This window comes from Variovorax sp. 01T432 (genome assembly GCF_056398605.1).
The window spans coordinates 13,107-24,941 of sequence record NZ_JBFTPS010000031.1; the positions used below are offsets into that span (position 1 = coordinate 13,107).

General features: G+C 69.0%; 12 protein-coding genes. 8 read left to right on the top strand and 4 right to left on the bottom strand.

Annotated features, from left to right (window positions below; all coding sequences use genetic code 11):
- Positions 1-110: 110 nt before the first annotated feature.
- Positions 111-1,139 carry an AraC family transcriptional regulator gene (locus AC1DNF_RS21970; protein ID WP_478150745.1) on the top strand — a complete coding sequence of 343 codons (1,029 nt, stop codon included), beginning with the start codon at positions 111-113 and terminating at the stop codon, positions 1,137-1,139.
- Complete coding sequence (locus tag AC1DNF_RS21975; protein WP_478150746.1) at positions 1,136-1,999, top strand: methylglyoxal synthase; 864 nt, start codon at positions 1,136-1,138, stop codon at positions 1,997-1,999. Before AC1DNF_RS21970 ends, AC1DNF_RS21975 begins: the two co-directional genes overlap by 4 nt.
- A gap of 37 nt (positions 2,000-2,036) precedes the next feature.
- On the opposite strand, the gene AC1DNF_RS21980 is transcribed toward AC1DNF_RS21975, so the two are convergent.
- The 4 genes from AC1DNF_RS21980 to AC1DNF_RS21995 all read right to left on the bottom strand — a co-directional run bounded on the left by AC1DNF_RS21980 (position 2,037) and on the right by AC1DNF_RS21995 (position 5,586).
- Positions 2,037-3,071: an L-idonate 5-dehydrogenase gene (locus AC1DNF_RS21980; protein ID WP_478150747.1), complete on the bottom strand. Its 1,035-nt coding sequence runs from the start codon at positions 3,069-3,071 to the stop codon at positions 2,037-2,039.
- Positions 3,072-3,293: 222 nt separating this feature from the next.
- Positions 3,294-4,067, bottom strand: coding sequence for a glucose 1-dehydrogenase (locus tag AC1DNF_RS21985; protein WP_478150748.1), 774 nt, complete (start codon positions 4,065-4,067; stop codon positions 3,294-3,296).
- Between the two features lie 10 nt (positions 4,068-4,077).
- Positions 4,078-4,587 (bottom strand): gluconokinase, encoded by a 510-nt coding sequence (locus tag AC1DNF_RS21990; RefSeq protein ID WP_478150749.1) that lies wholly within the window; start codon positions 4,585-4,587, stop codon positions 4,078-4,080.
- A 3-nt stretch (positions 4,588-4,590) separates the two neighbouring features.
- Positions 4,591-5,586 (bottom strand): 2-hydroxyacid dehydrogenase, encoded by a 996-nt coding sequence (locus tag AC1DNF_RS21995; protein ID WP_478150750.1) that lies wholly within the window; start codon positions 5,584-5,586, stop codon positions 4,591-4,593.
- Positions 5,587-5,806: 220 nt separating this feature from the next.
- Between AC1DNF_RS21995 and AC1DNF_RS22000 the strand changes: the two genes are divergently transcribed.
- From AC1DNF_RS22000 to AC1DNF_RS22025, 6 genes are all read left to right on the top strand, one after another.
- Complete coding sequence (locus AC1DNF_RS22000) at positions 5,807-7,015, top strand: aspartate transaminase (RefSeq protein WP_478150751.1); 1,209 nt, start codon at positions 5,807-5,809, stop codon at positions 7,013-7,015.
- A gap of 113 nt (positions 7,016-7,128) precedes the next feature.
- Positions 7,129-8,337: an ABC transporter substrate-binding protein gene (locus tag AC1DNF_RS22005; protein ID WP_478150752.1), complete on the top strand. Its 1,209-nt coding sequence runs from the start codon at positions 7,129-7,131 to the stop codon at positions 8,335-8,337.
- Between the two features lie 33 nt (positions 8,338-8,370).
- Positions 8,371-9,243, top strand: coding sequence for a branched-chain amino acid ABC transporter permease (locus AC1DNF_RS22010; protein WP_478150753.1), 873 nt, complete (start codon positions 8,371-8,373; stop codon positions 9,241-9,243).
- Positions 9,244-9,256: 13 nt separating this feature from the next.
- Positions 9,257-10,309 carry a branched-chain amino acid ABC transporter permease gene (locus AC1DNF_RS22015; protein ID WP_478150754.1) on the top strand — a complete coding sequence of 351 codons (1,053 nt, stop codon included), beginning with the start codon at positions 9,257-9,259 and terminating at the stop codon, positions 10,307-10,309.
- Positions 10,299-11,072 carry an ABC transporter ATP-binding protein gene (locus AC1DNF_RS22020; protein ID WP_478150755.1) on the top strand — a complete coding sequence of 258 codons (774 nt, stop codon included), beginning with the start codon at positions 10,299-10,301 and terminating at the stop codon, positions 11,070-11,072. The genes AC1DNF_RS22015 and AC1DNF_RS22020 overlap by 11 nt, the downstream gene beginning before the upstream one ends.
- Before the next feature lie 17 nt (positions 11,073-11,089).
- Positions 11,090-11,818, top strand: coding sequence for a branched-chain amino acid ABC transporter ATP-binding protein (locus AC1DNF_RS22025; RefSeq protein ID WP_478150756.1), 729 nt, complete (start codon positions 11,090-11,092; stop codon positions 11,816-11,818).
- Positions 11,819-11,835 lie beyond the last annotated feature (17 nt).

Genomic DNA, 11,835 nt, shown 5'->3' on the forward strand with positions numbered 1-11,835 from the left:
GGCCGCGCCCGGAGGCGGCGTCTCCGGGAAAGCAGGGTGGGGAGGGGCACATTTGTTGCTTTAAGCTGGTGTCGATCCAGTAGTGACGCGCCCCCGCGCGCTTTGTGCCCATGAACGCCTTGTCGAGCGAGCAGCTGTCCCCGTTGTACCGGCGCGAGGTGTTCCGCTCCCGCCATGCGGACGAGACCCACGCGCTGGTCACCGCCGAGCTCAAGGAGCACCGCAGCCTCTGGGGCCGCGAGCCGGTGGATGCGGCCTTCTGCCGGGCCGAGCTCGGGCCCTTGTCCCTGTGCATCCTGCGCTACGGCTGCGCGGTCGACATCGAGCCCGACGCGCTCGGCAGCTTCGTGCTGGTGCAGATGCCCTTGCGCGGCCATGCCGAGATCCGCACCGGGCGCGACACGGTGCAGATCCATCCGGGTCAGGGGGCCGTGATCTCGGCCCACAAGCCCGTCAAGCTGCGCTGGCACGCCGGCTGCGAGCAGCTGATGCTGAAGATCCGGCGCAGCCACCTCGACGAGGTGGCGCGCCGCGCCTTCGCGCCGCGCGGCGGCAGGCACGGCGGCGAGATCGAATTCGCGACGGGCTTGCGGCTGGACGACGGCTTCGGCGCGCAATGGCGGCATCTGGTGGCCGGGCTCATCGCGCTCCTGCCTTCGGAGCATGGGGCAAGCTTCGATCCGCAGTGGGTGGAGGACTACCAGGACAGCCTCGTTCACTACCTGCTGCGCCACCAGCCCAATTCGGCGCGTCGCGGCCATGACGATGCGCCGTCCGTGGAGACCCCGGCTGTCGCGGCCGCGCCGCTGCGGCGGGCCGAGGAGTTCATGCGCAGCCGGCTCGGCGAAGGCCAGTCGCTGGACGACATCGCGCGCGCGGCGGGCGTGAGCCGGCGCACGCTGAGCCTGATGTTCAGGCGCCACCGCGAGCAGTCGCCGATGGAGGCGCTGCGCAACATGCGGCTGGATGCCGCCCATGAGCAGCTCCAGCGCCGTGCCGCCGAGACCGTGACCGACGTGGCGCTCAACTGCGGCTTCGCGCACCTGAGCCGCTTCGCGGCTTCCTATCGCGCCCGCTTCGGGCAGCTTCCCCATGCAACCTGGCGCGAGGCGGAGAAGCGCTTCTGCGGCACCGCATGATCCGGTTCGGCCTGGTCGCGCACCGTCGCCATCGCCAGCCCGATGGCAACCTCATTCGCTGGTTCGAAGCCTGCGAGCCCGCCATTCGCGCGCTGGGGATGGGCCTGCATGCCGTCGGCGGCACCTACGACGCGCTGGCTCGCCAGGGCCGGCACGCGGCCTATGCGCCGCTGGTTCGCTATCCCTTCGGCTACCAGGGCGGCGTGATGCGCCTGGTGTCCCATGTGGCGGGCGCCGCCGACCCGAAGGATGCGCTCGACGGCGTGATCTACCTGATCGACCCGGTCGATCCCTCGTCGATCTATCCGGAGGCGCAGGCGCTCAAGCGTCAATGCGTCACGCACGGCAAGCCCTTCGTGCCGACGGTGGCCGGGGCGATCGAGTGGATCGCGGTCGAACTGGCGCACGCGGGCCAGGATGCCCTGATGCCGGAGCGGGCCCGGCGCTTCCTCGCGGTCGAGACCCAGACGGTCGCGCTGATCGCCCACGATGCCTTCAAGGATCGCATGGTCGACTTCGCGTCGCGGCACTTCGATCTCCTGTCGCGCTTCGCCCGCCGGGTGGCGACCGGCACCACCGGCGGCCGGCTCAACGCCATGGCATGGGCGCGCGGCTGGCCCGCGCACGACCCCTGGGTGCGGCCCTACCTGAGCGGTCCGCTGGGCGGCGACGCGCAGATCGCCGAGCTGGTGCTGGATCGCCAGTGCGACCGCGTGATCTTCTTCGAGGACCCGCATGTCGCGCGCCAGCACGAGGCCGACATCCAGTTGCTCGAACGCGCCGTGTGCAGCATGAGCGAGGACACCATCTGCTTCAACTCTCCCGAGATGGCGGACCGCTGGGCGCTGGCGCTGCGCTGAGCGCCCGTGCGGCGATCGGGCCGGCCGCCGGTGCCGTTCAATCGAAGTTCAGCAGCACCTTCATGGATTGCGAGCGGTCGGCGGCCAGCGCGAAGGCCCGGGCCGAGTCGCGGTAGGAGAGCGTCGCGGAGATCAGCGGCTTGACGTCGACCAGGCCCTTGTTGAGCAGTTCCACCGCGACCGCGAACTCTTCGTGGAAGCGGAAGGCGCCGCGCCAGTCGAACTCCTTGGCCACGATGGTGTTGATCGGCAGCGTCATCTCGCCGCCCAGTCCCAGCTGCACGATGATGCCGCGCGGGCGCAGGGCGTCGAAGGCGCCGCGCAGCGCGCGCTCGTTGCCGCTGGCTTCGAAGAGCACGTCGAAGCTGCCTTTGTCGGCCGTGAAGCGGGCCAGGCCCTGGGGATCTTCCGCCACGTTGACGACCTCGTCGGCGCCCACCTTGAGCGCCTTGCCCAGCGTGTGCGCGCCGACGTCGGTGGCCACGATGTGGGAGGCGCCCGCGCGCCGTGCCGCGATGATGGCCAGCGCTCCGATCGGGCCGCAGCCGGTGACCAGCACGCGCTTGCCCAGCAGCGAGCCGGCGCGGCGCACCGCGTGCAGTGCCACCGAGAGCGGCTCGGCCATCGATCCTTCGCCGTCGCTCACCGTGTCGGCCAGCCGGTGGGCTTGCCACTGCTCGACCACGATCTCCTGGCGGAAGGCGCCTTGCACGTGCGGCGTGCGCATGGCGCTGCCGTAGTAGCGCATGTCCAGGCAGTGGTTCTGCAGGCCTTCCTGGCAGTAGCGGCAGAGCCCGCAGGGTCGGCTGGGGCTGATGGCCACGCGCACGCCGGGCGCGAAGGCTTCCGCGCCGGGGCCCACGGCCTCGACAATGCCGGCCACTTCATGGCCCAGCACCATCGGTTCCTGGATGCGCACCGTGCCGAAGCCGCCGTGCTGGTAGTAGTGGAGATCGGAGCCGCAGATGCCGCCGCAGCGCACGCGCACGCGCAACTGGCCGGGCCCGAGATCGGCCGTGGGGACTTCCTCGACGCGCAGATCGCCGGGAGCGTGAATGACGAGTGCTTCCATGGTGTTGTCTCTTTCCTTGTTCCAGATTCAGTAGCGAAGCGGCCCACCGCGATGCCAGAAACACCGCGGAACCGCGGGGGCAGAAACACCGCGGAACCGCGGGGGCAAGCCTGGGGGCGAGTTCGTGAACACCGCGGAACCGGCTCCACCGGGCCGCCGGTGTTGCCCCCTGCAAGGGGGTAGGCGTAGCGACACGAAGTGCGCGAAGCCTGGGGGTCAGCTCTAGAGCGCTGCGGTGACTCCGCCATCGACGTAGAGGATGTGGCCATTGACAAAGTTGGACGCGTCGCTCGCCAGGAACACCGCCGCGCCGACCAGGTCTTCCACGTCGCCCCAGCGGCGCGAGGGCGTGCGCCCGACCAGCCACTGCGTGAACTCCGCGTTGTCGACCAGCGCCTGCGTGAGCTCGGTCTTGAAGTAGCCCGGCCCCAGGCCGTTGACCTGCAGCCCGTGCTGGCCCCAGTCGATCGCCATGCCCTTGGTCAGCATCTTCACCGCGCCCTTGCTCGCGGTGTAGGGCGCGATGCCGGGGCGCCCGAGCTCGCTCTGCACCGAGCAGATGTTGATGATCTTGCCGCGCCGGCGGCCGATCATGTGGCGCGCCACCGCCTTGCCGACCAGGAACACGCTGTCGAGGTTGGTCTTCATGAGCTCGTGCCAGTCCGCCTCCTCGAACTGGTCGAGCGGCGCGCGGCGCTGCATGCCGGCGTTGTTGACCAGGATGTCGATGGCGCCGACGTCGGCCTCGATGCGCTCGATGGCCGCGTTCACCGCCTCGCCCGAGGTCACGTCGAAGGCGGCGGTGACGACCGTGGCGCCGCCCTCGCGCAGGAGCGCGGCGGCCTGTTCGAGCTTGTCGGCATTGCGCGCGTTGAGCACGATGCGCGCGCCGGCGCCGGCCAGCCCGCGCGCCAGCGCGAGGCCGATGCCGGCGCTGGAGCCGGTGATGAGCGCGGTGCGTCCGCTGAGGTCGAAGCTTTTCAGAACAGGGTGCATGAGAAGGGTCCTAGGGGTTCGGGGAGGGCGCGTTATCGAGCCAGCGCAGCACGGCCTCGCACTGTGCTTCGAGGGGCAGCGTCGTTTCCACGCGCAGCACGCCGGCTTCGTCCACCGGCGATTCCAGCGTCTGGAACTGGTCGTCCACCAGGCTGGCGGGGAAGAAGTGCGAGCGCCGCGCGCCCACGCGCCGCCGGGCCTCCTCGATGTCGATATCGAGAAAGACGATCTTCAGCGCGGGTTCGGCCGCGCGCAGGCGGTCGCGGTAGCGGCGCTTGAGCGCCGAGCAGGTGAGCACCACGCTGTCGTCCGATGCCGCCAGCAGCGCGCCCAGGCGGTCGAGCCAGGGGTCGCGGTCGTCGTCGGTCAGCGGGATGCCTTGCTCCATCTTCTGCTGACTTTGCGGCAGGTGGTAGTCGTCGCCCTCGATCAGCGAGGCGTCCAGCGCCTGCGCCAGCCGGGCCGCGACGGTGGATTTGCCGCAACCCGAGACACCCATGACCAGCAGCTTGTGGGACATCGCTCAGGCGCCCAGCACTTCGGGATTGACCGGCGTGGGCGGCTTGCCCGCCCGTGGGCCGTAGCCGAGCGCGGCGATCAGGTTGTCGATGGTCAGGGCGGCCATCGCGCGGCGGGTCTGCACCGAGGCGCTGCCGATGTGCGGCGTCAGCACGATGTTCGGCACCGTCAGCAGGTCGGGGTGGACGCGGGGCTCGCCCTCGAAGACGTCGAGGCCGGCGGCGGCGATCGTTCCGGCGCGCAGCGCCTGGGCGAGCGCGCCGTCGTCGACGATGCCGCCGCGCGCGATGTTGGTCAAGGTGGCGGTCGGCTTCATTTGTGCCAATTCTGCCGCACCGATGGCATGGTGCGATGCCGCGGAGTAGGGGAGAACCAGGACAAGGTGGTCGGCTTCCTTCAGCAGCGTGCCTTTGTCGACGTAGCGCGCGCCGGTCTCCGCCTCGACCGCCGCCGGCAGCTGGGAGCGGTTGTGATAGATCACGCGCATGCCGAAGCCCAGCGCGCCGCGCCGCGCGATGGCCCGGCCGATGCGGCCCATGCCCAGGATGCCGAGCGTCGCGCCGTGCACATCGCCGCCGACGAACATGTCGTAAATGCCGGTCTTGGTCCATTCGCCGCGCCGCAGGAAGTGCTCGGATTCGGCGATGCGGCGCGCGGTGGCCATCATGAGCGCGAAGCCGTAGTCGGCGGTCGTCTCGGTCAGCACGTCCGGCGTGTTGGTGACGAGCACGCCGCGCTGCGTGCAGGCCGCCACGTCGACGTTGTTGTAGCCCACGCCCACGTTGCACACGGCCTTGAGCTGCGGGCAGGCGTCGAGCAGGGCGGCGTCGATGCGCTCGCTGCCGGTGCTCATCACGCCCTGCTTGCCCTGCAGGCGGCGCCGCAGCTCGTCCGGGCTCCAGAGCGTGTCAGAGGGGTTGTCTTCGACATCGAAGTACGGGCGCAGGCGGTCGGCGATGTCGGGAAAGGTGGCGCGGGTCGCCAGGACGGATGGGCGCAAGATGTCTCCGGGATTGTTCGGTGCTCGCGGTGCGAGGCCGCCACCTTACGCAAAGCGGCGGCGCGCCGCCAAGACAAGTTCGCTCTGGTCCCATCCGGAACGCTTATGCCGGCCGGCGCGCGCCATCTGGGTATGCGATCGCCGTAGAACAAAGCCGTCTTGGCCTGCGTGGCCCGAAGCGCCTACCGTTGGGCGCATCGCCATCGCAGGAGCACATTCAGTGAGCAATTCCCGGATCTCGGCCCGCATCCGCCGCATCAAGCCGTCAGCCAGCAGCGCCGCCGCCGAGCGCTTCGCCGAGCTGCGCAGGCAGGGCAAGGACATCGTCAACCTCGCCATCGGCGAGCCCGACTTCGACACGCCGCCGCACATCCGGCAGGCCGGCTGCGAGGCGATCGAGCGCGGGCAGACGCGCTACACGCCCGTGGCCGGCACGCTCGCATTGCGCGAAGCCATCGCCGCCAAGCTCCAGCGCGAGAACAGGCTCGACTACGCGCCCCGGGACATCATCGTGACCTGCGGCGCCAAGCATGCGCTGTTCAATGCGCTCTCGGTGACGGTGGAAGAGGGCCACGAGGTCATCATCCCGGCGCCGTACTGGGTCTCCTACCCAGACATGGTGCTGGCCTGCGACGGCACGCCGGTGATCGTCACCTGCCGCGAGGAAGACGACTTCCGCCTGACGCCGCAGGCACTGGAGGCCGCGATCACACAGGCCACGCGCTGGCTGGTCTTCAACTCGCCCACCAATCCCACCGGCACCACCTACACGCGCGCGCAGCTTCGCGCCCTGGCCGACGTGCTGATGCGCCATCCGGGGGTGATGGTGCTGACCGACGACATCTACGAACACATCCGCTTCGACGACGCCCCGGCGGAGCACCTGCTGGCCGTCGAGCCGGCGCTGCGGGAGCGCACGCTGGTGGTCAATGGCGTGTCGAAGACCTATGCCATGACGGGATGGCGCATCGGCTATGCGGCCGGGCCCTCCGACATCATCGCCGCGCTGGACATGCTGCAGTCCCAGTCGACCAGCGGCGCCTGTTCGGTGAGCCAGGCCGCGGCCGTGGCCGCGCTCAACGCGCCGGCGAGCTTCCTGCCGCAGTGGGTCGCGACCTATCGGCAGCGGCGCGACACCGCGCTGCGGCTGCTCAACGCCATACCGGGCATCCGCGCGCGCGCGCCGGGCGGGGCCTTCTATCTCTATCCCCATTGCGGCGGATTGATCGGCAAGCGCACGCCCGAGGGCAAGACCCTGGAGACCGACAACGACGTGGCGCTCCATTTCCTGGAGGCCGCGGGCGTGATGGTGCTGGCCGGCACCCCTTACGGCGTGTCGCCGTACTTCCGGATGTCGACCGCGACCAGCATCGAGCAGGTCGAGGAGGGCTGCGCGCGCATCGCCCGGGCGGTCGCGCAGCTCGCATGAACCCGGCGGGGGGCCCATCTGGAACGGCGATGCCCGAAGGCGGATTCCATATTGGCCGGCCAGGCGCCTCCTGCCTACCATTCCCTTCACCCTTACATCATTGGAGAGATGCGATGAGCTGTTATTCCGGGACCCTGTCCCTCCGTGCGGCGGCGCGAAGCGTCCTCGTCGCGGTCATCGGCGGCTGTGCGTTCACGCTGGCGGCGGCCCAGTCCGGCGAGCCCATCAAGATCGGCATCATCAGCCCGATGAGCGGGCCGAATGCGCGCTACGGCGCCTTCGCCAACAAGGGCGCGGCGCTGGCGGCCAAGGAGATCAATGCGGCCGGCGGCCTGCTCGGGCGCAGGATCGAGCTGGTGAGCGGCGACAGCCAGTGCGTGCCCGCCGAGGGCGTGGCCGCGACGCAGCGCATGATCAGCCTCGACAAGGTGCCGGTCATCATCGGCGACGTGTGCAGCTCCGTCACCCTGGCGATGGAACCGCTGGTCGAGGAGTCGAAGGTGCTGCTGGTCAACGCGGCCTCGTCCAACCCCGACATCACCTACAAGGCGGGCGTCGGCGGCTTCAAGTGGACCTTCCGCAACTATCCGACCGACGAAGTGCGCGCGGCCACGGTGCTGGAATATGCGTCGAAGACCAAGGGCTTCAAGAAGTTCGCCGTGCTGTCGGTCGACAGCGACTACGGCCGCGGCGCCATCAAGTTCACCAAGCGCTACCTGCCGAAGTACGAGGGCGCCGAGATCCTGAGCGAGGACTACTACAAGGACTCGGAGACCGACTTCCGCTCGGTGCTCAGCAAGATCCGCCGCTCCGGCGCGCAGGCCATCATCCTCTACGGGCAGGCCGACACCACGCCCATCATCGCCCGGCAGATGCTCGAGCTCGGCCTGGCCGGCAAGGTGGCGCTGGTCGGCAACGGCGAGTTCAACACCAGGGAAACCATCGCCGCCGCGCCCAAGGTCATGAACGGCGCGGTCGAGGCGGCGGCCTGGCTGCCCGAGGTGCCGGCGCCGCGCAGCCTGAAGTTCGTCGAGGACTACAAGAAGGCCTACGACGGCGAGATGCCCAACAACCACGCCTACACCCACTACGACACGCTGCAGCTGGTCGCGCAGGCCGTGCGCAACGCCAAGAGCATCAAGGGCGAGGACGTGCGCAACGCCTTGGCCGCCATCAAGTACGACAGCCCGATGGGTGTCGTGACCTTCGACGATCACAACCAGGCGGTGCTGCCGATGGTGCTGCTGGAGATCGTCGACGGCAAGCCGGCGATCAAGGGAATGATCACCACCCGGGTCGACTACGGGGCCGCCGCGAAGTAGGGTGCCCGCCCTCAGCCACCAAGGACATCCCAAGTGAGTTCCTTCATCTTCGAGCAGATCGTCAACGGCATCATCACCGGGTCGATGTACGCCCTGGTGGCCGCCGGCATGACCATGATTTTCGGCGTGCTGCGTGCGATCAACTTCGCGCACGGCGAGTACTACATGCTGGGCACCTTCGCGGCCTGGTGGGTCATGACCCGGCTGTCGGCCGACTACAGCCTGTCGATCATCTGCGGCGTGGCGATCGTCTGCGTGATCGCGGTGCTGATCGGCCGCTTCGTCATGCAGCGGCTCGTCGGCCAGCCCTTCCAGGCCGGCGTGCTGGCCACGCTGGGGCTCTCGCTGATCCTGCAGAACGTGGTGATCCTGGCCTTCGGCGGCGGCTACAAGGTGTTCAACGGCGGCTGGATCGAGCCCATCGAGCTCGGCGACTTCGGCATGTCGCAGCAGCGCGTGATCCTGGTCGTGGTCACGCTCGCGGTCTTCGCCGGGCTCGAATGGATGGTGCGCGGCACGCGGCTCGGCCGCTCGATCCGCGCGGTGTCGCAGAACATCGAGTGCTGCCAGGTCAACGGCATCGACGTCGAGCAGGTGGTGCGGCGCACCTTCCTGATCGGCGTCGCCATCGCGGCGCTGTCGGGCATCCTGACCGGCCCGATCAACGTGAGCATCTACGGCGGCATGGGCGAATCGATCACGCTCAAGACCTTCGCCGTGATCGTGATGGGCGGCATGGGCAACGTGCGCGGCACGCTGATCGCCGGCTGCCTGCTCGGCGTGATCGAGAGCCTGGTGGCCGGCTTCATCGGCATCCAGTACCGCGACTCGGTCGGCTTCATCGTGCTCCTCCTGATGCTGATGTTCAGGCCGCACGGCCTGTTCAGCAGCAAGGCCCGATTCTGAAAGCGCTCATTCCATGGAACAGGCAACTCTCTCGACGATCACGCTGGACACCCCGCGGCTGCCGACCGGCAGGATCGCCGCCGTGAACTGGAGCGCATGCGGCCTCGGCGCGGCCGCGCTGCTCGCCGCGCCGCTCTTCCTCGGCGACTACTACCTGCACGCGATGGTGCTGGCGATGATCTTCCTGCTCCCGGCGCTCGGGCTCAACCTGATCCTCGGCTATACGGGCATGCTGTCGCTGGCGCAGGGCGTCTTCTTCGGCCTCGGGGCCTATGCGTCGGCGCTGATGTCGATCCACTTCGGCACCCCCTTCCTCGTCAACTTCCTGGTCGCCGGCCTGTTCGCCGGGCTGGTCGCGCTGCCGCTGGGCATTCCCGCCCTGCGGCTGCGCGACACCTCCTTCGTGATGTGCACGCTGGGAATGGTCGTGATCGCGCAGATGGTGTCGAAGAACTGGATCGACCTCACGCGCGGCGACATGGGCCTGTCGGGCGTCGAGCGGCCGCGGCTGGGCTTCGGCGACTGGGCCTACACGGTCATCCGCGCGCCGGACTACTTCTACCTGGCGCTCGCGGTCGCGGTGCTGGCGGTGGCGGCCTTCGTGCTGCTCATCCGCTCGCCGGCCGGCCGCTGCATGGTGGCGATCCGCGACAACAAGAGGCTGGCGGAGTCGCTGGGCGTGCCGACCTGGACCTACAAGCTCATCGTCTTCATGCTGAGCGCGGTCTTCGCGGGCTTCGGCGGCAGCCTCTATGCGCACTTCTCCACGGTGGTGAGCCCGCTGGTGTTCCAGGCCTACTACTCCAACACCATCCTCATCATCGTGCTGGGCGGCGGCGTCGGGAAGGTGCCGGGCGCGATCATCGGCAGCTTTGTCTTCGTGGCGGTCTCGGAGGCGCTGCGCATCACGCCCGAGCTGCGCATGGTGATCTACGGCTTCGTGCTGCTGGGCCTGGTGTTCCTGTTCCCGCAGGGTCTCGCGCCGCTGTTCCAGGGCGCGGCCGAACGCATCGCCCGGCTCGGCCTGGGCGTCCGGCATGGCAAGGAGCATGGCGATGTCCGCTGAACCGGCCATGCTGCGCATCGAGGGCCTGCGCAAGAACTACGGCGCCGTCGCCGCCCTGCAGGGCGTGGACATCGAAGTGCGCCGCGGCGAGGTGATGGGGCTGATCGGCCCCAACGGGTCCGGCAAGTCGACCCTGTTCGACTGCTGCACCGGGCTGCAGAAGAGCGACGCCGGCCGCGTGCTGCTCAAGGGGGTGGACATCACGGGCTGGCCGATGCATCGCATCGCGCGCGAAGGCCGCTTCCTGCGCAGCTTCCAGAAGACGGTGGTCTTCCCGACGCAGACCTCGGAGGAGAACCTGGTTCTCGCCGGGCAGATGTCGCGCTTTCCGAACGTGCTGTCGACCTTCTGGGTCGGCCCCTCGGCGCAGCGGCGCGTGAAGGCGCTGCGCGAGCGCGCGGCCGAACTGATCGAGGTGACCGGCCTCTCGCGCGTGGCGCACCTGCCCGCGGGGAACATGTCGGGCGGCCAGCAGAAGCTGCTGCAGTTCGCTTCGATGCTGATGCCCGAGCCCGAACTGATCCTGCTGGACGAGCCCCTGGCGGGCATCAACCCGGTGCTGATCGAGAAGGTGATCCAGTGCATCGAGCATGCCAACCGCGCCCTCGGCGTCACCTTCGTGGTGATCGAGCACAACACCGACGTGCTGATGAACCTGAGCCACCGCGTGGTCGTGCTGCACCAGGGCACCAAGCTCGCGGACGACACGCCCGAGGCGGTGGTGCGCAACCAGGAGGTCATCGAGGCCTACCTCGGCGGCTGAGACCGGAGAAACAAGTCATGGAACTCGAAATCGAAAACCTCCGCGCCGGCTACGGCCACCTCGACATCCTGCACGGCGTGGACCTGAAGATCCGCCACGGCGAATTCGTCACGCTGCTCGGCCCGAACGGCGCGGGCAAGTCGACGCTGCTGAAGTCGCTGTTCGGCATGACCACGCACAAGGGCGGCTCGATCCGCTGGAAGGGCGACGAGATCGCCGGGCTCAAGCCGCAGCAGATGCTCGCGCGCGGCATCGCCTACGTGCCGCAGGGCCGCTGCAACTTCCAGTTGATGTCCATCGACGAGAACCTGGAGATGGCCGCCTACACGGTGAAGGGCGGCGACCTCAAGGGAGAGCGCGACTACGTGTACGACCTCTTTCCGATCCTGCGCGAGCGGCGCAACGAATTCGCGGGCAACCTCTCCGGCGGCGAGCAGCAGTTGCTGGAGATGGCGATGGCCGTGCTGCGGCGTCCCGAGATCCTGCTGGTCGACGAGCCCTCGGTCGGACTCTCCCCGCAGGCCATCACGCTGGTCTTCAACGAACTCAAGCGGCTCCACCGGGGCGGGCGAACCATCCTGCTCGTCGAGCAGAACACCCGCAAGGCCATGGAGGCGGCGGAGCGCGCCGTGGTCCTGCGCCTGGGCAAGGTGATCTGGGACAGCCCGGTCGGCGAGCTCAGCAGCGCGAACCTGGGTGAACTGTTCATGACGGGCCGGCGCGCATCCGACGCGGCCACGGCCTGACACCCACCCAATCCAAC